Source organism: Spirillospora albida (assembly GCF_000718255.1).
Taxonomy (GTDB): Bacteria; Actinomycetota; Actinomycetes; order Streptosporangiales; family Streptosporangiaceae; genus Spirillospora; species Spirillospora albida.
In genome coordinates, this window is record NZ_JOFJ01000013.1 from 36,667 (window position 1) to 56,934 (window position 20,268).

The 20,268-nt window shown below is 71.7% G+C and carries 18 protein-coding genes; 10 read left to right on the plus strand and 8 right to left on the minus strand.

Features of this window, described 5'->3' with window-relative positions; all coding sequences use genetic code 11:
- Positions 1–92 precede the first annotated feature (92 nt).
- Complete coding sequence (locus IE99_RS0117730) at positions 93–1,124, minus strand: iron-siderophore ABC transporter substrate-binding protein (protein ID WP_051712662.1); 1,032 nt, start codon at positions 1,122–1,124, stop codon at positions 93–95.
- 174 nt (positions 1,125–1,298) lie between these two features.
- Here IE99_RS0117730 and IE99_RS0117735 point away from each other — a divergent pair, with 174 nt between their 5' ends.
- The 3 genes from IE99_RS0117735 to IE99_RS0117745 all read left to right on the plus strand — a co-directional run bounded on the left by IE99_RS0117735 (position 1,299) and on the right by IE99_RS0117745 (position 4,371).
- The gene (locus IE99_RS0117735) at positions 1,299–2,384 is read left to right on the plus strand and encodes a FecCD family ABC transporter permease (protein WP_245623246.1); all 1,086 of its coding nucleotides are present in this window, start codon (positions 1,299–1,301) and stop codon (positions 2,382–2,384) included.
- Positions 2,385–2,435: 51 nt separating this feature from the next.
- Entirely contained in the window at positions 2,436–3,503 is a 1,068-nt protein-coding gene (locus tag IE99_RS0117740) for a FecCD family ABC transporter permease (RefSeq protein ID WP_030171585.1), read from the plus strand.
- Between the two features lie 67 nt (positions 3,504–3,570).
- Positions 3,571–4,371 (plus strand): ABC transporter ATP-binding protein, encoded by an 801-nt coding sequence (locus IE99_RS0117745; protein ID WP_030171589.1) that lies wholly within the window; start codon positions 3,571–3,573, stop codon positions 4,369–4,371.
- A gap of 66 nt (positions 4,372–4,437) precedes the next feature.
- Here the strand turns inward: IE99_RS0117745 and IE99_RS0117750 are convergent, their stop codons facing one another.
- Positions 4,438–5,754 (minus strand): lysine N(6)-hydroxylase/L-ornithine N(5)-oxygenase family protein, encoded by a 1,317-nt coding sequence (locus IE99_RS0117750; protein WP_030171592.1) that lies wholly within the window; start codon positions 5,752–5,754, stop codon positions 4,438–4,440.
- Between the two features lie 192 nt (positions 5,755–5,946).
- Between IE99_RS0117750 and IE99_RS0117755 the strand changes: the two genes are divergently transcribed.
- Positions 5,947–6,894, plus strand: coding sequence for a methionyl-tRNA formyltransferase (locus tag IE99_RS0117755; protein ID WP_030171594.1), 948 nt, complete (start codon positions 5,947–5,949; stop codon positions 6,892–6,894).
- The gene (locus IE99_RS0117760; RefSeq protein ID WP_030171597.1) at positions 6,891–8,144 is read left to right on the plus strand and encodes an ArgE/DapE family deacylase; all 1,254 of its coding nucleotides are present in this window, start codon (positions 6,891–6,893) and stop codon (positions 8,142–8,144) included. The genes IE99_RS0117755 and IE99_RS0117760 overlap by 4 nt, the downstream gene beginning before the upstream one ends.
- 43 nt (positions 8,145–8,187) lie before the next feature.
- Here IE99_RS0117760 and IE99_RS0117765 read toward each other — a convergent pair whose 3' ends face one another.
- The 3 genes from IE99_RS0117765 to IE99_RS0117775 all read right to left on the minus strand — a co-directional run bounded on the left by IE99_RS0117765 (position 8,188) and on the right by IE99_RS0117775 (position 10,085).
- Positions 8,188–8,793 (minus strand): pyridoxamine 5'-phosphate oxidase family protein, encoded by a 606-nt coding sequence (locus tag IE99_RS0117765; protein ID WP_030171600.1) that lies wholly within the window; start codon positions 8,791–8,793, stop codon positions 8,188–8,190.
- A gap of 153 nt (positions 8,794–8,946) precedes the next feature.
- Entirely contained in the window at positions 8,947–9,384 is a 438-nt protein-coding gene (locus IE99_RS0117770; protein ID WP_030171606.1) for an STAS domain-containing protein, read from the minus strand.
- Complete coding sequence (locus IE99_RS0117775; protein ID WP_169744449.1) at positions 9,381–10,085, minus strand: GAF and ANTAR domain-containing protein; 705 nt, start codon at positions 10,083–10,085, stop codon at positions 9,381–9,383. The genes IE99_RS0117770 and IE99_RS0117775 overlap by 4 nt, the downstream gene beginning before the upstream one ends.
- 663 nt (positions 10,086–10,748) lie before the next feature.
- Between IE99_RS0117775 and IE99_RS0117785 the strand changes: the two genes are divergently transcribed.
- Both IE99_RS0117785 and IE99_RS0117790 read left to right on the plus strand, forming a co-directional pair.
- Positions 10,749–11,021 (plus strand): hypothetical protein, encoded by a 273-nt coding sequence (locus IE99_RS0117785; RefSeq protein ID WP_030171612.1) that lies wholly within the window; start codon positions 10,749–10,751, stop codon positions 11,019–11,021.
- Between the two features lie 62 nt (positions 11,022–11,083).
- Entirely contained in the window at positions 11,084–12,292 is a 1,209-nt protein-coding gene (locus tag IE99_RS0117790; RefSeq protein WP_169744450.1) for a DUF2786 domain-containing protein, read from the plus strand.
- Between the two features lie 51 nt (positions 12,293–12,343).
- Here IE99_RS0117790 and IE99_RS0117795 read toward each other — a convergent pair whose 3' ends face one another.
- Together IE99_RS0117795 and IE99_RS0117800 are read right to left on the minus strand one after the other, a co-directional pair.
- Positions 12,344–12,556, minus strand: a complete 213-nt coding sequence (locus tag IE99_RS0117795) for a helix-turn-helix domain-containing protein (RefSeq protein WP_030171620.1) — start codon at positions 12,554–12,556, stop codon at positions 12,344–12,346.
- 423 nt (positions 12,557–12,979) lie between these two features.
- A complete protein-coding gene (locus IE99_RS0117800) occupies positions 12,980–13,822 on the minus strand; it encodes a class II glutamine amidotransferase (protein WP_030171622.1) in 843 nt (280 codons plus the stop codon).
- A gap of 1,749 nt (positions 13,823–15,571) precedes the next feature.
- On the opposite strand from IE99_RS0117800, the gene IE99_RS0117805 reads away from it, so the two are divergent.
- Positions 15,572–16,231, plus strand: coding sequence for a hypothetical protein (locus tag IE99_RS0117805; protein ID WP_030171625.1), 660 nt, complete (start codon positions 15,572–15,574; stop codon positions 16,229–16,231).
- Between the two features lie 236 nt (positions 16,232–16,467).
- Here the strand turns inward: IE99_RS0117805 and IE99_RS30430 are convergent, their stop codons facing one another.
- A complete protein-coding gene (locus tag IE99_RS30430) occupies positions 16,468–17,229 on the minus strand; it encodes a hypothetical protein (RefSeq protein WP_051712669.1) in 762 nt (253 codons plus the stop codon).
- Between the two features lie 366 nt (positions 17,230–17,595).
- On the opposite strand from IE99_RS30430, the gene IE99_RS0117815 reads away from it, so the two are divergent.
- Entirely contained in the window at positions 17,596–18,879 is a 1,284-nt protein-coding gene (locus tag IE99_RS0117815; RefSeq protein WP_030171630.1) for a citrate synthase, read from the plus strand.
- Between the two features lie 99 nt (positions 18,880–18,978).
- Entirely contained in the window at positions 18,979–20,202 is a 1,224-nt protein-coding gene (locus tag IE99_RS0117820; protein ID WP_030171633.1) for a cytochrome P450, read from the plus strand.
- Positions 20,203–20,268: the final 66 nt, after the last annotated feature.

The following is a 20,268-nucleotide window of genomic DNA, read 5'->3' on the forward strand; positions in this document are numbered from 1 at the left end:
ATGGCCGAATCCGCCTGGTCACCGTCCGGGACCGGGCCTGCGTCGGGGCGGCCCGGTCCCCCATGTCCCATCGTTCAGCGCCGAGGGGGCGGTCAGCCCGTCCTGGTCAGAAGGGGCACCGTCCGGTCGATGGCGAAGGGGATGCTGAGCACGGTGTTGAAGGAGATCGCCGCGCCGGTCGGCGTGTACGGCACGAACACGCTGCGCTTCTCCCTGGCCACCTTGAGGCCGGTGTAGACCTTGTCGCCCTCGACGACCTTCTGGGCGTCCGGGACGGAGGTGAGGAAGACGAGGTGGTCCACTTCCAGCAGGTCGAGGCGCTCGGAGCCGATCACGGCGGCCTGCTCCTTGCCGGTCGCCTCGGAGATCGGGCCCGGCACGGCCAGGCCGAGGCCCTTCAGGAACTCCACCTTCGGGTCGGACGGGCCGAAAACGGCGTACTGGCCCGGTTTGAAAGGATCGGCGATCGCGAAGGTCTTTCCCGCGAGTCGCGGATTCTTCTGCCGGGCGTCGCCGAATCGGCGGTCGACGTCGGCGATGAGCCGCCTCGCCTCGGCCTCCTTGCCGAGCGCCTGCCCGGTGACCAGCGTCATGTCCTTCCACGGCATCGCGTAATCGGGGTGTTTCGCGGACTGGGCCACGGTCGGGGCGATCTGGGAGAGCTTGCTGTACTGCTCCTTCTTCATCCCGGTGTAAAGACCGATGATCAGGTCCGGGTTCAGCTTCACGATCTTCTCGAATTCGAAGTCCTCCCGCTGCCCGACGACGGTCGGCGCGGTGCCGCCCCATCGGGCCGAGCTCCACGGGAATTCGCCGATCTCCATGCCGAGACCGGAGAACTCCACGACGCCCACGGGCTTGACGCCGAGCGCCAGAACCGCGTCCTGGTCGGTCATGCCGACGGTCACCACGCGCCGAGGCGGGGACTTGATCTCGGTCGTCCCGTACCTGTGCTCGATGCGCACCGGGAATCCGGCCTGGCCGGCGGGAGTATCCCCGTCGCCCTTCTTCTCCCCGCCGCCGCAGGCCGCGAGGCCGGCCATCAGGAGCAGTACGGCGAAAACCGCCAGCGTGATCTTCCTGGCCGACGGCGGAGCGGCCGTCGAAAGCGATGTGGGGGACATCGGCTGCCCTTCGGATTCGATTGTCGGGAGGCACCGCGCATGCGGAGAACTCGAAATCACCCGGCGCCGGTGTGATACTAAGGTAAGCCTTACCTAATCACAAGGCCCACCGATCCCGATAAGGTATGCCCCACCCGATGACGCGGACCGCCGCCCCCGACAGGTTGTGATCACGTGACGGAAGAGATCCGGCCGCCCGTCCTCGCGAAAACGGCTCCGGCGCCGCCCGCGGACGACCTCCCGCCCGGAATACCGGCGGGGCGCCCTCGCGTCCGGCGGCCCGTGGTGCTCGCCGCCATGACCGCCCTGCTGCTCCTCCTCTGCCTCCTCTCGCTGGCGGTGGGCAGCCGGCAGATCCCGCTCGGCCAGGTCCTCTCCGCACTCACCGGGCCGCACGACGGCGAGGTCGGCGCCATCGTCTGGGACGTGCGCGTCCCCCGCACCCTGCTCGGCGTGCTCGCCGGGGCCGCGCTCGGCGTGGGCGGCGCGGTCATGCAGGCCCTCACCCGCAACCCGCTCGCCGATCCCGGCCTGCTCGGCGTCAGCGCCGGGGCCGCCTTCGCCCTCATGCTCTCCATCGGCGTGGCGGGCGTCTCGTCCTTCTACGGCTACGTCTGGTTCGCGTTCGGCGGAGCCCTGGCCGCGAGCGCCGCCGTCTACGTGCTCAGCGGCCTCGGCCGCGGCGGGCAGACCCCGATCAAGCTGGCGCTCGCCGGGATCGCCGTCACCTTCATGCTGGAGTCGATCACGCGCGGCGTCTCCCTGGTCGACCCGCAGGTCCTCAACCGGTACCGGTTCTGGTCGTCCGGCTCGCTGACCGGCCAGGACACCTCGACGCTCCTGCAGGTGCTGCCGTTCCTGGCGACCGGCGGCCTCCTCGCGCTGGCCCTCGCGCCCGCGCTCAACAACCTCGCCCTCGGCGACGACGTCGCCGCCTCGCTCGGCCGGCGGCTCCGGCTGATCCGCGTGCAGGGCGTCGCGGCGGTCGTCCTGCTCACCGGCGCGGCCGTCGCGGTCGCCGGCCCGATCCTGTTCGTCGGGCTGGTCGTCCCGCACGCCGTGCGCGCGCTCACCGGGCCGGACCAGCGGTGGCTGCTGCCGCTGACCGCGGTCCTGGCCCCCTGCCTGCTGCTCGCCGCCGACATCGCCGGACGCGTCGTCGCGCGCCCGCAGGAGATCGACGTGGGCATCGTGGCCGCGTTCCTCGGCGCGCCGTTCTTCATCGCCCTGGTGCGCCGCCGCCGCCTCGCCGAACCGTGACCGGCCGATCCCGAGGGCGGGAGCCATGAACACCGACGGAGGAGCCCGGACATGAGCGCGATCGAGGTGACCCGGACGGCCGGGCGCACCGCCGTCCGGCTCGCGCGGCCGCGGGCGTCGATGATCCTGCGGCCCCGGCTGGTGCTGACGTGCGCCGGGCTGGCCGCCGCGACCTTCCTCGTCCTGTGCTACTGCCTGGCCACCGGGGACTACCCGCTCGGCCTCGGCGAGGTGATCCCGGCGCTGTGGGGCGGCGGCGACCAGGGGACCGTCCTCATCGTCCGGACGCTGCGGCTCCCGCGGGCCCTGATCGGCCTGCTGGCGGGCGCCGCGTTCGGCATGTCCGGCGCCGTCTTCCAGACGCTGACCCGCAACCCCCTCGCCAGCCCCGACATGATCGGCATCACCCAGGGCGCGGGCACGGCCGTGGTCGCCGGGATCGTCCTCGGCGTCGGCGCCGGGCTCGGCACCCAGACGCTCGGCCTCGGCGGCGCGCTGCTCACCGCCCTGCTGATCTACGCGCTCGCCTGGAACCGCGGCACCACCGGGTTCCGCATCGTCCTCGTCGGCATCGGCGTCAACTGGGTGTTCGTCGGCGCGACGCAGTACCTCATCGTCAAGGCGAAGGTCTACCAGGCGCAGCAGGCGGTGGGCTGGCTCGTCGGGAACCTCAACGGCCGCGGCTGGGAGAGCGTCCGGCCGCTCGCGATCGCCCTCGCCGTGCTCGTCCCCGTCATGCTGCTGCTCAGCCCGTGGCTGCGCTCACTCCAGTTCGGCGACCAGGTGGCGGGCGGGCTCGGCGTGCCCGTCCAGCGTGCGCGGCTCGCGCTGCTGTGCGCCGCCGTCGGCCTGGTCGCGTTCGCCACCGCGGCGGCCGGGCCGGTCGCGTTCGTCGCGCTGGCCGCGCCGCAGATCGCGCTGCGGCTGGCCGGGACGCCCCGTCCGCCGCTGACGGCGTCCGCGCTCTGCGGGGCGCTGATCGTCCTCGGCTGCGACCTGACCGCCCAGCGGCTCTTCGCCGACCTGGAGCTGCCGGTCGGCGTCGTCACCGGCGTCCTCGGCGCCCCGTTCCTGCTCTGGCTGCTCGTCCGCGCCAACCGCTCCGGCACTGGAGGCTGAACCCGTGACAGCACCGTCGTCCACCCAAGTCCCGGCGCGCGGCAGCGGCGACCGGTCCGAGCCGGACCTGCGGGCGAGCGGCCTGCGGCTCGCCTACGACGACCGCGTGGTCGTCGAGGACCTCGACCTCGTCGTCCCGCCGGGAAGGATCAGCGTCATCATCGGCGCGAACGCCTGCGGCAAGTCCACCCTGCTGCGGGCGCTGGCGCGGCTGCTGGCGCCGCGCGCCGGCGCCGTCCATCTCGACGGCCGCGAGATCCACTCCACGCCGACGCGCCAGGTCGCGCTGCGGCTCGGGATCCTGCCGCAATCGCCCGCCGCGCCGGAGGGCCTGACGGTCGTCGACCTCGTGGGGCAGGGCCGGGCTCCGCACCAGACGTGGTGGCGGCAGTGGTCGTCCGCCGACGAGGAGGCGGTGACCGCGGCGCTGCGCGCGACCGGGATGCTGGACCTCGCCGCCCGCCCGGTCGACGAGCTGTCGGGCGGCCAGCGGCAGCGCGCCTGGATCGCGATGGCCGTCGCGCAGGGCACCCCGATCCTGCTGCTGGACGAGCCGACCACCTACCTCGACCTCGCCCACCAGGTCGAGGTCCTCGACCTGGTCGTCGACCTGAACCGGCGGGAGCGGCGCACCGTCGTCATGGTGCTGCACGACCTGAACCAGGCGTGCCGGTACGCCGACCACGTCGTCGTCATGAAGGCGGGCTCCATCGTGGCGGAGGGGCCGCCGACGGAGGTCGTCGACGCGGACCTGGTCGAGCACGTCTTCGGGCTGCGCTGCCAGGTCACCCCCGACCCGGTCAGCGGGACGCCCCTGGTCATCCCGATGGGCCGCCACCACGGCGGGCCCGGCGGCCGGGACGCCTGACCGGCGGGAGCACGGCGTCCCCGCACCGGAACCGGCACGGGGACGCCGCCCATGGGCCACGGCGGGTCAGCGGCCCAAGGCGTAGGAGTCGGGCGAAGGGGACCGCAGGCGCGCGCCGATCGAGTCGGCGATCTCCCCCGAGCGGACGGCGGTGTTCGACAGCAGCGTGGAGCCGATGCCGTGCGAGTGCTCGGTCGCGCCCTGCAGGTAGATGCCGCAGCGCATGGTCGCGTCCGTGGCGATGCGGTAGTCGCGTTCCACGCGCACGGCGCCGCCGGCGTCCCGCAGGCAGTGCTCCCCCGCCTCGCCGAGCAGCGTCAGCGGGTCGCACGGCCGGTACCCGGTCGCGTAGACGAGGGCGTCGGCGTCCAGCGGGGCGCGCTCGCCGGTCGGCAGGAACTCCACCGTGGCGCGCACGCCGGACGCGTCGGCCGCGACGTGGACGAGGCGCGAGGCGTTGAGGATGCGCAGCCGCTCCCGGCCCGCGACCCGCTCCTGGTAGTGCCGCCGGTAGAGCTCGTCGATGAGCTCCAGGTCGACCACGGAGTAGTTGGTGGAGCGGTGGTAGCCCATCAGCGTCCGCTTCACGTCCTCGGGGGCGTCGAAGAAGTGGTCGACGGCACCCGGGTCGAAGATGCGGTTGGCGAACGAGCTGTCGTCGGCGGGCGTGTAGCCGTACTTGGCGAAGACCGCGCAGATCTCGGCGCCGGTGAACGTGCGGTGCAGGTAGTCGGTGACCTCGGCGGCGCTCTGCCCGGCGCCCACCACCAGCAGCCGCTTCGGGTCGCGCAGGCCGGGCGCGCGGTTCAGCAGTTCCTCGCTGTGCCAGATCCGCTCGCTCTCGGCGGTGCCCTCGGGCAGCACCGGCTCCAGCCCGGCGGCGATCACCAGGTTGCGGGCCCGGCACGTGGTGAGCTCGTCGGCCCGGCCGCTCTGCCGGACGACCACGTCGACGTACTCGACGACGCCGTCGACGGTGACCGGCGTGACGCCGACGACCTCCGAGCCGTAGCGGACCTGGTCGGTGAACGCGGACGCCGACCACTCCAGGTAGTCGTGGAATTCGGCGCGCGAGGGGAACATCGTCTTGTGGTTGACGAAGTCGGGCAGCCGGCCGCGGTCCTTCAAGTAGCTCAGGAACCCGAACCCGCTGGTCGGGTTCCGCATGGTGACCAGGTCCTTGAGAAAGGACACCTGCATCGTCGTGCCGTCGATGAGCATGCCTGGATGCCAGCCGAACCGCGGCTGTTTCTCGAGGAACACGGCGTCGACGACCTCGCCGGTCAGCGCCTCGCGCTCGCGCAGCGCGATCGCCAGCGCGATGTTGGAGGGGCCGAAGCCGATGCCGACGAGATCGTGGACATGGGTGTCCGTTGGGGGCATGGGGGGTGCCTTTCCGAAGGGGCTGGTCCGGGTCGGGAACGCTGCTCGCCGGGACGGGGACGCCGCGGACGGCACGACCCGGCCGAATCGCGCCGCTTCGCGGGCTTCCCATAATCCCACGCATCGTTTAGGTTAGCCTCACCTAATATAGGTGAGCCTAACCTCCCCTGACCTTCCGCACAAGGAGAGTCCATGCGGGTCGTGATGTTCGGCTATCAGACGTGGGGACACCGCACGCTCCAGGCGCTTCTCGACTCCGGACACGAGGTCTCCCTCGCGGTGACGCATCCCAGGAGCGACCACGCCTACGAGAAGATCTGGGACGACTCGGTCGCCGACCTCGCGGCCGCGCACGGCGTCCCCGTCCTGCTCCGCAACCGCCCCGACGACGAAGAGCTGATGGCCGCCCTCAAGGAGGCCGACCCCGACCTCATCGTCGCCAACAACTGGCGGACGTGGATCCCGCCGCAGATCTTCACGCTCCCCCGGCACGGAACCCTCAACGTCCACGACTCGCTGCTGCCGGCCTACGCGGGCTTCTCCCCCATCATCTGGGCCCTCATCAACGGCGAGACGGAGGTCGGCGTCACCGCGCACATGATGGACGAGCGGCTGGACGCCGGGGACATCGTCGTGCAGCGCGCCGTCCCGGTCGGCCCGTCCGACACCGCCACCGACCTGTTCCACCGCACCGTCGACCTCATCGGCCCGATCGTCGCGGAGTCGCTGGAGTCCATCGCGTCCGGACGCGCCGTCTTCACGCCGCAGGACCGCTCGAAGGCCAGCTTCTTCCACAAGCGCTCCGTCGAGGACGGCCGGATCGACTGGGCCTGGCCCGCCGAGGACATCGAACGCCTGGTCAGAGCGCAGTCCGACCCCTATCCGAACGCCTTCACGCACTACCGGGGCGAGCGCGTCCGGGTGCTGAAGGCGTCGGTCTCCGAGGGCGTCTACGGCGGGACCCCCGGCCGCGTCTTCATCCGCGAGGGCGACGGCGTGGTCATCGTCGCCGGGGCCGGCGCGCGGCGCGGCCGCAGCCGGGGCCTCGTCATCGAGCGGGTCCGCACCGACGACGGAACCGAACTGCGCGCGAACGACTACTTCCGCGTCATGGGCGGCTACCTCACCGACCGGCCATGACGCTCCCCGCCGGCGCCGCGGACACGGAGGCCGCCGCGATGGCGGGCCTGCTGGCCGAACTGGTCCGCATCCCGAGCGTCGGCGGGTCCCCGGCCGAGATCTCCATCCAGGAGCGCCTCGCCGCGTGGATGCGCGGCGAGGGTCTGGAGGTCGACCTGTGGCCGATCCCCGTGGCGGAGATCACCGCCGAGGAGGGCTTCCCCGGCATGGAGGTGCCCCGGACGCGGGCCCTCGGGCTCGTCGGGCGGCTGCCCGGCGCCGGCGGCGGGCCGTCGCTCATGCTGAACTGCCATGTCGACGTCGTCCCGCCCGGCGACGCGTCCGCGTGGCGCGACGACCCGTTCGGCGGCCGCGTCCACGGCGACCTGCTGTACGGGCGGGGCTCCTGCGACATGAAGGGCGGCCTGGTGGCCGCGCTGTTCGCCGTGCGCGCGCTGCGCCGCGTCCGGCTGCGGGGCGACGTGCTGATCGCCTGCGTCCCCGGCGAGGAGGACGGCGGCCTCGGCTCCTACGCCCTGCTCCGGCGCGGCTGGACGGCCGACGCCTGCGTCATCCCCGAGCCGACCGGACTGGACGCCGTCCCCGCCAACGCGGGCGCGCTGACGTTCCGGCTGCGGATCCGCGGCCGCACCGCCCACGCCGCCCGGCGCGACGGCGGGGTGAACGCGGTGGAGAAGTTCCCACCGGTGCTCGCCGCGCTGCGCGACCTGGAACGCCGCCGCAACGCGAACGTCGATCCGCTGATGCGGCGGTGGAATCTGCCCTACGCGATCGAGGTGGGCACCGTCCGGGCGGGCGACTGGCCGTCCACCGTCCCGGGCGACCTGGTCGCCGAGGGCCGCATCGGCGTCGCGCTCGGGGAACCGGAGCGGGACGCCCGCGACGCCCTCGAACGGGCGGTCGCGGAGGTGTGCGCCTCCGACGCCTGGCTGTCCCGGCACCCCGTCGAGGTGGAGTGGTGGGGCGGCCGGTTCGCGTCCGGCCGCCTCCCCGCCGACGACGGCGGCCTGCTGGACCTGCTCGCCGCGGCCCACCGGGGCGTGACCGGCGCGCCGCCCGCCGTCTGGGGCGCCCCTTACGGCAGCGACCTGCGCCTGCTCACCGGCCTCGGCGGCATCCCGGCGGTCCAGTACGGGCCCGGCGACATCGACCGCATGCACGCGCACGACGAACGCGTGTCCCTGACCGGGGTCGCCACCGCGTCGCGCGTCTTGACCGCCCTCGCCGTCTCCCACTGCGGGACGGCCTGAACCGCGCGCCGACCCTCGTGCCGCCGGCGCCGGGCGCCGCCCGTCACCAGGGGCGTTTCTCCTCGGCGGCGCCGAAGAAGTCGCCGCCCTTCGCGCGGACGTCATCGGTGCCCCACTGCCGCGAATGCGGCATCCTCATGAGCCGCGGGACGTGCTTGCTGCAGTGGATGTACGCCTCCTCGACGCCGACGCGCACCCAGAAGCGGGCGCGCCGCCCGGGGATGCTCGGCTCGGGGCACTCCGGCCATTCGCGGCGGAGCGCCGCGTCGTCCACCAGGGCGGCGGTGCCGTTGACGTGCAGGCCGACGAGATGGGTGAAGAAGTCGACGAACAGCAGCCCGATGTGCCCGTTCTCGGTGATGTTCCCCGCGCTGCCCATGACGCCGTTGCCCCGGTACTCGGGGTAGGTCAGGGTGTGCTCGTCCAGCACGTGGACGAATCCCGGCGGGCCGGCGCGGAAGCTGCAGTCGCATTCACCGCCGCCGTCGGCCGTCGAGACGAACACCATCTCCTGGCGTCCGATGAACTCCGCCATCCGGCCGTTCAGCCGGTCGAGCATCTGCTCGCGATAGAAGCGCGCGGCCCGCCCCTCGAACCCGAGGGCCCGCTGCAGGTCGTGCTCGCCCGCCGATCCAGGCAGCCCGGTCATGATCGCCTCCCGATCCCGGTTCCACCCTTTCAAAGCACGGGCGCGCCGCGCGCGGGGTTCACTCAGAGCATCGGAATCGTGACCGCATGCGGACAAGTCAGGAAAGAGTGCCTTCCGGGGCACCGGCGCGGACGGGCGGCGGCGGCGCTCCGGTCACTCGGGCAGGCCGGGGGCGGAACCCGACCGCCCGAACCGGCGCATCGCCCCCGGCGCCCGCCGAAGCGGCTCCACGCGCGCCTCGATGATGTCCAGGCGCGTGTGCAGGCCCGTCATGCGCAGGACGCGCAGCACCCGCGGCTGGGGATGCCGCAGGGCGAACCGCCGTCCGCGGCCCGTCATCTCCTGGTGCGCCCACACCATGAGGGACAGGCCGCTGGAGTCGACGAGCCCGACCCCGGACAGGTCCATCAGCAGCAGGTGCGGATCGTGCCCGGCGATCACCGCGCCGATGTGCTCCCGCAGTTCGGCGGCGGTGATCACGTCCACATGGCCGCTCAGCCGCAGCTCGGCCGCGGCCTCCTCGCCCCGGACCTCGACCTTCAGCACCAGCGCGCCGTTCCCGCAGGTCAGGTCGTCCCCGTCCGTCGTCACCGGGCCTCCACCGTCTCGCCGAGGACCTCCGCCGCGAGGTCGGCGACCCTCCGGCGGCTGTCGCGCGCCTGTTTGCGGAGCCGGTTGAACGCGGACACCGAGTCGATGCCGTGGGTCGCCATCAGGTACCCGATGGCGCGTTCGATCACGACCCGGTAGTCGAGGGCGTACTGCAACTGGGCGGCGGTGACGCTGTGCTCGTGGGACGACAGCGCGGCCCCCATCAGGTCGCCGGTCAGCCCGGCGTAGGCCCGCAGGGCCGTGACATCCGAGTCGTCCCATCCGGCCGGTTCCGCCCGGTAGACGTTCAGGGTGCCGACCGGGCCCCCGCCCAGCGTGATCGGCACGCCCGCGACGGCCCGCACCCGCTCGTCCAGGACGTCGGCCAGCAGCGGCCAGCGCACGTCGGAGCGCACGTCCTCGGTGGTGACGGGCTTGCCGCGGACGAACGCGTCGTAGCACGGCCCCTGCCCGGCGCCCGCCTGTGCCTGCTCCAGCGAACGCCCGACCTCGTCCGACGCGGCGACGTAGCACAGCTGCTGCTGCGCGTCGATGAGCATGATGCCGGCGCCGTCGTAGCCGAACAGCTCGTCCACCGAGCCGACCACCCGGCGCAGCGCGCTCGCCACGTCCGTGTCGTGCGGTGCCCCGTGCAGGCGGTCCAGGCTCGAACGCAACGCTTCCGTATCGATATGCATCATGCTCCACATCCTTGATGGGGGTTCGGTCGGGGAGATGTGAAGCCCTAGGGCAGACCGTGATCCTTCGTCGTCGCGGCCGCGGCCGGCAGGACCGGCCGGCCGGCGTCGGACGCCACGGGTGCGATGCGAAGCGGATGCCGCGTCACGGGAAAGGAAGGCCGGAATTCCTCCATCGCGAGTTCACCCATGGAGAGGAATCCCGAAGAGCACTCCGGAAGGCGGTCGTTTCCGCCGGCCCTGTCGCGATCGTACGCCACGGCGTTCCTTTCGGGCAGCATGAGGCAGCGATCCGCGGACGCAGGGCGGAACTTCTGGCACTCACCTTACCGGCCCCGCGAAGGAGGAACGGCACCGATCACCAAACCCCCGACCAGCTCGACACCCAAAAAAGACTTTGCATGCACAATGGGCGACTTTTCCACTACTCACTTTCCCGCGCGGCGTCCGCGAACCGCCCGCCGCGCGCCCTTCCGGTGCGCCGGACGGGTCGGGGACGGCGTCCGGCATGACACTGCGAGCGCGCACGGCTCCGAAAGGTGATCAAGTCGAGACCTGTGCTGATTGAAAGATCCACCAAATGGGTTCAAGCTGTCTCCGGCGCCGACGTCACTCCGCCCGTGTCCGGCGCCCGCACCTTCCGACCGACCGCCGACGGGACGCGCCATGTTCGAGATCTGGGAGACGAGCGAGCCGCCACGGCTCATCAGCGACGCGGGCAGCCTGACCGTCGCGCTCGAGAAGGTCGACACGATGTGCCGGCTCCGCCACGACCAGGCGGTCGCCCATGTGGGCGACGTCCGGGACAACTATCGGTTCGAGATCCGGGACCGGGCCGGGAAGGCGCTGGCCCGGCTGAGCTACGTCCCCGACACCTCCCGCGCCTACCAGAGCGTGGTCGTCGACGAGATGCGCGGAGCCGAGCAGCACGGCGGTTAGCCCCGCCGCCCGCCCCCGCACGTGCGAGGATGCGTCGTGGCCGGGCGCTGAAGGGGGCGGTGGTGGCTCTGGAGGCCGTGGAGGGATTGGCGGCGGCGGCGCTGCACGCGCTGTCCCGCGGTGACGCGAGCGCGTTCGATCACCTCGTCACCGAACTGGCGGGCGACCCGGGCGTGCCCGGGTGGACGCGGGCCGCCGATCGCTGCCTCTCGCTCCGGCTGCGGGCCGCCGTCCAGGATGCATGGGAACGAGGCTGGCAGCCCGGAGACGTGGCCCGGTTCACCGGCCGGCGCCACACCGCACGGCACGTCCGCCTGGCTCGCGACGCGATCGCCGCCCAGATGCGCCGATACCCGTCCTCCACCGTGGACGACCGGTGGCGTGAGCAACTCGCCCACCTCAAGGCGGAGGTCTGGTGGGGGGATGACCACGAGCACCCGGCGGCCTGGTGCGCCCGCGAAGGCGCCGGGCGCACTGCCCTCATCGCCTGCTCCATCGAAGTCCTGCACCTGCTTCACCATCTCCCCCGCCTTCCCCGTATCGGTCCGCTCCCAGGGACTTCCCGGCAGGGGCCGGCGGTCACGGCGAACGTCGACGGCCGGGTGCTCGGCAGGGTCCGTGCCCTGCTGGCCAAGGCGGAGTCGACCGAGTTCCCGGACGAGGCCGAAGCGCTCAGCGCCCGCGCCCAGGAGCTGATGGCCCGGCACAGCATCGACCGGGCACTGCTGGAGGCGGACGCGGAGAGCCCCTGCGCCCCCGCCGGACGGCGCGTCCCCATCGAGAGCCCGTACGACGCACCCAAGGCCGCGCTCCTGACGGTGGTGTCGGACGCGAACCGGTGCCGGGCCGTATGGCACCGCGATCTCGGCTTCTCCACGGTCGTGGGGTTCCCGGCGGATGTGGCGGGGACGGAGATGCTGTTCACGTCGCTGCTGGTCCAGGCGACGTCCGCGATGGTGAGCGCCGGTCCGCGGCGGGACGCCCGTGGCGCGTCGCGCACGCGCTCGTTCCGGCACGCGTTCCTGAACGCCTACGCGGGCCGCATCGGCGAGCGGCTGCGGGAGGCGACGGAGAGGGCCGCCACGGGAGAGGCGCTCCCCGTACTGGCCGCGCGCGACCGGGCGGTCGACGACGCCGTCGGCGCCCTGTTCCCCAGGCTGGCCAGGAGCCGGGCGAGCTCGGTCTCCAACCGCGAGGGCTGGCTCGCCGGACGGATGGCGGCGGACCTTGCCGGTCTCCGGGACCGCGCCGAGATCGCACACCGCGCTTAGGGCGCGCGTCCCCCCGGGGGCGAGGGGGACGTCCGGCACAGCGGGACCGGGTCAGGCCTTCTTGCGCCTGGTGTTGCCCCCTCTGCTGCGGAGCGGCACCCCCGCCTCCTTCAGGACGTTGTAGATGAATCCGTAAGAGCGGCCCGTTTCGGCGGCCAGGTCGCGGATGCTCTCACCGGCCGCGTAGCGCGGTGCGAGCTCCGCGGCGAGCCGCGTCCGTTCGGCACCGGTGACACGGGTGCCCCTCGTCAGCGTTCGGGTCACGGGGACCTCCTGTTTCCGAAGCTGGGCGGCGGGACCGTCCCCGCAGCTCACAGCCCTGTTGATCTACCCAACGTACACATTCCCCTGGATGAGGCCGCTGATGCCGTGCGAATCGCCGCGAAGTCGGCCGAAGTCGGTCTTTTCCACGGTGAACGGCGTGTCGTGAACCGAAACCCGTCATGGCACACCCGAAGACCGGGCACCCGCACACCCGACCACAGCGCGCTGGTGCACTCGGCCTCCAGAGCGCCGAACGCGATGCAGCCGACGTCGGACGGACGGCGGTGAGGCGGCCGACCATGCCGCAGTCGGCCGTGAGATGGCACACCTCTGAGGAGGTCGAGGGTGAGAGGGCCGATCGAGCCCTGGGCCGGACCGCCGCCCCCAAGGAGCCGCCGGGCAGAGCCCGGCCCGCGGAGAGCGCTACGAGGGGGCGGTCGCCGTGACCTGCTGGGAGGCGGCCTCCCGGGCGGTGAGCTCCGAGCGCTGCAGCGGGAGCGCCAGCGGCGTGAACGGGAAGAACGACGTCTCTTCCAGGCCGTCCACGACGAGAAGCTCACCCGGTTCCAGCAGGCGCCACCCCGGGTGGTCGTCCATGGGTTCACTGGCGACGACGACCGCCGGCACCGGTCCGTGCGCGGCGCCCGGCTGCCCCGGCCCGCTCATCCCTCCGTCGCCGGGGGACAGCACCCACAGCTCGTTCGTGTCGGGCTGGCGCAACGCCCACAGCCGGCCGGCCTCGGCGACCAGGAGGTTCAGCGAGAACACCGGCAGCTCCGCACCGATGCGCCGCACCGCCTCCACGATCCCGGCCGTCGTGTCGCCCTGCCGCTGGATCTCCGCGGTGACGTAGGCGAAGACGAGCTCGGAGTCGGTCTCACCCGCCACGTGGGCGCGCCCCACGTCGGTGAGCCACGTCCGGAGGGTGTCGAGCCCCTTGACGACGCCGTTGTGGGCGAACAGCCGGTCGTTCATCACGAACGGATGGCAGTTGTGCACCGTCAGCCCGCCCACCGACGCGTCGCGGACATGCGACACGAACGTGTGGGACAGGACGTTGCGCGCGTGGAGCGCGAAGTCGGTGTTCTCGAAGGCCGCCAGCGGCGCCCGGTCGCGCACGGGCTCACCGCCCAGGGAGAACCAGCCGAATCCCGCGCCGTGCGGCATCCGGTGGCTCAGCGCCCGCAGGCTGCGCGGCGCGTCCAGCAGCCAGTGGGCCGCCCGTACCCGCGGTCCGCCGGTGCTCATCCCGAACAGTCGGCACATGCCGTCACCTCTCATGTTCCCGATCGCGTGTGTCCCCGTCTCGCAGCGGCGGCGGAGCATGGCACCGGCACGGTCGTGCTCCGATCACCCGCTGTGCGCCCCGTCCGCCGGCCGCACCCGGCAGGGACGGCCCGCTTTAACTGCGAGTGATGGCGACTTTACCGATCGTCGTCACGGCGGGTGGCGCATTTCCAGCGATCGGTCCCCTCGAATGCGCAGGCCGCCGACGGTCGCCACGGCAGGGATTCCACCGGCTCCGGGCACCACAGGTGCGCTTCAGCCAATAATGGTGTTCTTCTCCCGCTCTCCGGCAAGCGGGGGCTTATCCGACATTGGCCCCTCAGAACGACGAAGGCTGAGCCGAAACGCAGTACCTGACAGCGGCCCGAGTTCTCCACAGAACGGTGCCCTCGTCATTCTCTGCAGATCGGAGCAAGACCGGCACACGTCCCGTACTGTGCGTAGTCGCTCCGATGCCGTGCGCCGGTCTAGAGATCCCTTTGACATCCACAAGCCCGCCCTTTCAAGGAGGCGACCTGACGGCGCCACCCCTTCCGCCACCGGCAGGCAAGATCGCCCCCGCAGCCGAGCTTCGGCATCACCCCACACGTTGTCGGCGGAGGCCACGGGTCACTCTTGCGCAGCGGACGGTGCACGGGCCGGGCTCCCGGCGCGGTCACACATCCGAGACGACGCCCGCACCAAAGCGCATCCGCGACGGCACCCACGGCCACCGAAATACCGGACGAATGCCATCGAACCTGCATACGATCACGGCGATTACCGACCGCTTACACATGATCACACACAGAGTCGTAATCAATCCTCAACCCTCCGTAGCCGGATTGACTACGATCGGCACTCTTACGAAGACCGACGTGATCCCCCGGGGCGAAGATGAACCGTTTCCGCGCAACTCCCCGATTCACCGACACCGTCGGCTGCGTCCTGCGCCGCACCAGCGGCGTCCTGGGCTGCGCGGCGGTGGCCGGAGCCCTTGCGCTGAGCTCCCCCGCGCCCGCCGCGGCCGTCGAACGCCTCGAGCCGGGCCCGCACCGGACGATGCCGGTCACGTGCCGCCGCCCGGCCGCCCTCACGAATTGGCACACCATGCGAACATGCAAGGAGGCATGGCTCGCCATGCACCGAAGGTCGCGAAACGCCCCTCCGCGCCGCCGCCAGGTCCCCTCCGTGCGCGATGAGCGGACGGACCCGATCAGTCGGGCCCATCCCCGTCCCCGTGTCCGGAAACCCCCGGCCACGCCCGCCGTCCGCCGCCCGACGACGGCACCGCCGCGCGTCGCGGCCCCCGTCCCCGCGGTCTCACCCCAGCCGGTCCCCGATTCCGAGAACGCCGCCCGAGAACCGTCCGCGGCCCCGCTGCAGCCGAGGATCCTCCTCAGCCTCCTTCTGTTCGCCGCGGTGGCGATCTGCTACCCCTTCCGCCACCGCATCCACGCCGCGGTGACCGCCGGAGGTCTGACGACCCTCACCAGCGCCGACGTCGGCACCCGCGCCCCCAAGACCGCCCCGGACGAAACGGGAACCACCCCAGGCGGAGCAGGAGCCGGCCCAGAGAAAGCAGGAACCACCCCCGGTGATGCGGGCTCCACGGCTGGCGGAACAGGAACCGACACAGGCGTAGCGGGAACCGCTACGGGTGGAGCGAGCACCACCGCAGGCGACTCGGGATCCCTCATGCCGCGAGCAGGGAACGACGCATGCGGAAGGGGGAGCACCGCAGGGCGAGTGCGAACCGATACGAGCGGCTCGGGAATCGGTGTCGACGGTGAGGGGATCGGCGCGTCGGACGTCCCGTCCACGTGCCGGTCGGTGCTCGATCCCTTCGCGGTTCCCGTTCTGGCTCTGTCCGGTGCGGGGGCCGTCGCCGCCGCACGCCTGCTCGCGCTGTCCGCCCTCGACGCGCACGGCGACGCCGCACTGGTGATCATTCCCCGGCCCGACATCGCCGGCCTGTTCGGGGTGTCCGACGACGAGCAGCTCGACGAGTCCGCCGCGAACCTCTTCATCCCGGGGAATCTCGATGCCGCGCTGGCCTACCTCGAGACGGAACTCGCCATCCGGCGGAACACCGTCTCACCGCAGGCCCGCCGCCTGCTTCTGGTGGCGGACTGCGGGGAGGAGGCCGACCGCATCGGCGAGATACTCGCCCGCCATCCGAACGGCGCCACGATGATCCTGCTGGGCGCCTGGACGGGCGAGCGGGCGACGGTCGGTGACGACGGCCTGGTCGACGCTCCCGCCGCGCTGATGGAACTGGTGCCACGCCTCCTTCTTCCCTCCATTTCCCAGGCGGACGCCCGTGATCGCCTGCACGCCGCCCTCGACCGTCACGGCAAGGCGGTGAACCGGCCCGTCAAGCGGCGATCGGGCAACCGCCGATCATGACCGCACACGCCCCGATCCACATCCCCCATGCGCGGCGATCCCGTCCTGAAGGCATGTGAGACGGCCTCGTACAGACAGGTCGGCGGAAGCCGGCGGCTCCAGCGGGCGGTCGCGTTCGACACGACTCCGATTGGGGCGGACCGTGCGTTCGCGTGTCCGTCCCTCATGGTGGCCGTTCGGGGTTGCCAGATGTGAAGGGCGTCCCGAGCGGTGCTGCAGGGTGACGGGGTGGCGGCTCATCCGGGTTCTGTCCGGCGGGCCGCGGTCAGGGTTCGGAGTGCCCGGGACAGGGCGGCGGTGTCCGGCGGATCCTCCGCGACGCGGTCCACGTAGGCGGTGCAGCGCAGGATCCAGCCACGGATCGCGTCCTCGCACTTCGCCTCCTGCCGGTGGCGCTTCGCCGCGGCCAGGCGGTGCTTCTCCTCGGAGACCTGGCGGGCGAGGAGCTCGTCCGCCTTCAAGGCTCGGACGTCGGCAAGCATGTAGCGGCCCAGGCGGTCCATGGGCAGGGAACGGCTGAGCGCGATCCGGTCGAACGCCCTTCTCGGCCAGTCGAGGATCGCCGCGGCACCGGCCGCGTCGACGGTGTCGGCCAGCGGTCCCTTCCGGGTGGAGACCACCGCGCGGACCGCATCGGGGTCGAGCGCGTCCAGGTCGCGCAGGAGGTACACGGGATGGCCGCGGAAGGCGCTGATGACCCGCAGCTCGCCGTGCGCAGCGAGAACCGCGATGTCCGGACGCTCCACGTCGATGCCGACGCGGCCGGCGAGCCGGGTGGCGGCCCTCCCCGCTCCGATCGGTGGCTCGGTACCGAACCGGGCGATGACCTGCCCGCCTTCGAGTTCCGCCGCGAGGGCGGCGGACCAGCGCTCACCGTCGCGGTCGGGTTCGGGCAGCAGGCCGTGCTCGCGGCCGAGGCGCATCTGCCATGGGGCGAGCCCGAGGTGGACGGCGAGCTGGTTCACGCTGTAGTCGGCGCGGATGATCGGAGCGGGCATCGTGCCTCTCTGCGGTGCCGGATGTCGACTCGGCCCAGCTTCACCGGCACCGCAGCGGCGGACCAGTAGAACCCCGTTCTGTGGATTGAGCCCCGTCCGTGGCCGTGGACAGTGCATCGGACTACTAGAGGAGATTCTTCTCACTTCACACCAAGGCGGCACGGAAGCCATACCGCGTCCCAGAGCGCCCTCTTCTCTGTGGTCCGCGAGGCCAGGACCAGAGGTCGCCCCGATTTCCGCGGGATCTGCGCGTTCCGGGACGGAGCGCGGCAGGCCACCCTGCGAGGATCGGGCCGTGTGATCACGCGGATACGATGAAGAGCGGAACGTCTACGCAGGTGTGGACAGAGTTGGGAGCAAGCGATCATGTCGGATTTCGAGCTCGACCACGCGGGCGGCAGGATGCCCCTCGAGGTGACCGAGGCGACGGAGGGCCCTTCCGGGGTGGGCGTGGGCAGTCTCCTCAAGGAGACCGGCCACGTCACTCTTGACCCCGGTTTCACCAACACCGCGTCCACCACCTCGTCGATCACCTACATCGACGGCGAGGCGGGCATCCTGCGCTACCGCGGGTATCCGATCGAGGAACTGGCGGAGAAGTCCTCGTTCCTCGAGGTCGCCTACCTGCTGATCTACGGTGAGCTGCCGTCCGCGGACGCGCTCACCTCGTTCACCGACAAGATCCGCAACCACACGCTCCTGGACGAGAAGTTCCGCGCCTTCTTCTCCGTCTTCCCGCGCCGCGCCCACCCGATGGCCGTGCTGTCGTCCGCGGTGAGCGCGCTGTCGACCTTCTACCAGGACAGCCTGGACCCGTTCGACCCCGAGCAGGTCGACCAGTCCAGCATCCGGCTCATCGCCAAGCTGCCGACCATCGCGGCGTACGCGTACAAGACGTCGACCGGGCAGCCGCTCCTGTACCCCGACAACTCCCTCGGGTACGTGGAGAACTTCCTGCGCATGTCGTTCGGACTGCCGACGCAGCCGTACGAGATCGACCCGGAGATCGTCCGGGTCCTGGACATGCTCTTCATCCTGCACGCCGACCACGAGCAGAACTGCTCCACGTCCACGGTGCGGCTCGTGGGGTCGAGCCAGGCCAACCTGTTCTCGTCCGTGTCCGCCGGGGTGGACGCCCTGTTCGGCCCCCTGCACGGCGGCGCCAACCAGGCCGTCCTCGAAATGCTGGAGGGCATCCACCAGAACGGCGACAACATCGAGTCGTTCGTGGAGCGCGTCAAGAAGAAGGAGCCCGGCGTCAAGCTGATGGGCTTCGGGCACCGCGTCTACCGCAACTACGACCCGCGCGCCGCGGTCGTGAAGAAGGCCACCTCGAAGGTGCTGGAGGCGCTCGGGAAGCCCGACCCGCTCCTCGACCTGGCGATGCGCCTGGAAGAGGTCGCCCTCAGCGACGACTACTTCATCGAGCGCAAGCTCTACCCCAACGTCGACTTCTACACCGGGGTCATCTACAAGGCGATGGGCTTCCCGACCAACGCGTTCACCGTGCTGTTCGCGCTGGGCAGGCTGCCCGGGTGGATCGCCCAGTGGCGCGAGATGATGAACGACCCCACCACGAAGATCGGCCGTCCGCGCCAGGTCTACGTGGGTCCGGGCGAGCGCCCCTACGTGGCGGTCGGCGACCGCTGAGCCGAGGGTGGCGCGGGCGGGACGCGTTCCCGCCCGCGCCCATCGGACGGCCGGGTTAGCCTGAGACGCGACTGCCGAGCGGAAGGCGACCCCCGGCCGATGGACGCCATTGTCGAAACGCGGCTGCAGAACCTGGACTTCTGGACGGGGCGGCAAGCCGAGCGCGACGCGGTGTTCGCCTTTCTGCGGTCAGCGCGGGGCCCGGTGTTCTGCCCGGTCCCCGACGGGCCGGGCTTCTACGCGCTGACCCGTTACGCGCAGGTCACCGAGGCGAGCCGCCGCTCGGACGTGTTCAGCTCCCAGCCGACCGCGGTCAGCCTCGTCGATCCGCCGCCGGAGGCCGTCGAGTACTCCGCGTCCATGATCAGCCTGGACGATCCGCGGCACGCGCGGCTGCGCCGCATCGTGTCGCGCTCGTTCACCCCCCGCATGGTCGAGCGCCTGACCGGGGACGTGGCCGTCCTGGCGCGCCGCATCGCGGACGAACTGGCGGAGCGCGGGCCGTGCGACTTCGTCGACCACGTCGCCGTGCCCATGCCGTTGCGGATCATCTGCACGATGATGGGGATTCCGGAGTCCGAGTACGCCGGGGTCATCGACGCGACGGAGGCGATCCTCGCGATCGGGGATCCCGGCTATGTCGCACCGGACGGCCGCGGACGCTCGCTGATCCTCGGTGAGAAGTTCTCCTACCTGCACGCGCTGATGGCCGAACTCGGCCGCCGGCGCCGTGCCGCCCCGGCCGACGACCTGGTGACCGCGCTGACGCACGCCAACGTGGACGGGGAGGCGCTCACGGACATCGAACTGGCGCGGTTCTTCTCCCTGCTGGTGGTGGCGGGCAACGAGACGACCCGCAACGCCCTCTCGCATGCGCTGGCGCTGCTCACCGCGAACCCCGGCCAGCGCGCCCGCCTCCTGGCGGACCTGGACGGGCGGCTTCCCGCGGCGGTCGAGGAGGTCGTGCGCCACGCCACCCCGGTGACCTGGATGCGCCGGACTCTGACGCGCGACCATGAACTGCAAGGGCACACGTACAGGCGGGGCGAGCGCGTCATCCTCTACTACAACTCCGCCAACCGGGACGAGAGCGTGTTCGAGGACCCGGACTCCTTCGACATCGGCCGATCCCCCAATCCGCATCTCGGGTTCGGTGCCGCCGGACCGCACTTCTGCCTCGGCGCGCACCTGGCACGCCGGGAGATAACCGTGCTGCTGCGGGAGCTCTACACGCGCCTGCCCGACCTGCACGCCACGGCCGCGCCCGTCCGGCAGAGGGCGAGTTTCATCAACGGGATCGCCTCCTTGCCCTGCGCGTTCTGAGCGGCACCTGCCCCACAGAACGGCCATTTCCGGCATGTTTCCGCAGCTCATCCACAGAATCACGTT

Coding starts and splice junctions, on each gene's coding strand:
- IE99_RS0117730 (WP_051712662.1), bottom strand. CDS start 1,124: ATGTCCCCCACATCGCTTTCGACGGCCGCTCCGCCGTCGGCCAGGAAG.
- IE99_RS0117740 (WP_030171585.1), top strand. CDS start 2,436: ATGAGCGCGATCGAGGTGACCCGGACGGCCGGGCGCACCGCCGTCCGG.
- IE99_RS0117750 (WP_030171592.1), bottom strand. CDS start 5,754: ATGCCCCCAACGGACACCCATGTCCACGATCTCGTCGGCATCGGCTTC.
- IE99_RS0117755 (WP_030171594.1), top strand. CDS start 5,947: ATGCGGGTCGTGATGTTCGGCTATCAGACGTGGGGACACCGCACGCTC.
- IE99_RS0117760 (WP_030171597.1), top strand. CDS start 6,891: ATGACGCTCCCCGCCGGCGCCGCGGACACGGAGGCCGCCGCGATGGCG.
- IE99_RS0117765 (WP_030171600.1), bottom strand. CDS start 8,793: ATGACCGGGCTGCCTGGATCGGCGGGCGAGCACGACCTGCAGCGGGCC.
- IE99_RS0117775 (WP_169744449.1), bottom strand. CDS start 10,085: ATGATGCATATCGATACGGAAGCGTTGCGTTCGAGCCTGGACCGCCTG.
- IE99_RS0117785 (WP_030171612.1), top strand. CDS start 10,749: ATGTTCGAGATCTGGGAGACGAGCGAGCCGCCACGGCTCATCAGCGAC.
- IE99_RS0117800 (WP_030171622.1), bottom strand. CDS start 13,822: ATGTGCCGACTGTTCGGGATGAGCACCGGCGGACCGCGGGTACGGGCG.
- IE99_RS30430 (WP_051712669.1), bottom strand. CDS start 17,229: ATGCCCGCTCCGATCATCCGCGCCGACTACAGCGTGAACCAGCTCGCC.
- IE99_RS0117815 (WP_030171630.1), top strand. CDS start 17,596: ATGTCGGATTTCGAGCTCGACCACGCGGGCGGCAGGATGCCCCTCGAG.
- IE99_RS0117820 (WP_030171633.1), top strand. CDS start 18,979: ATGGACGCCATTGTCGAAACGCGGCTGCAGAACCTGGACTTCTGGACG.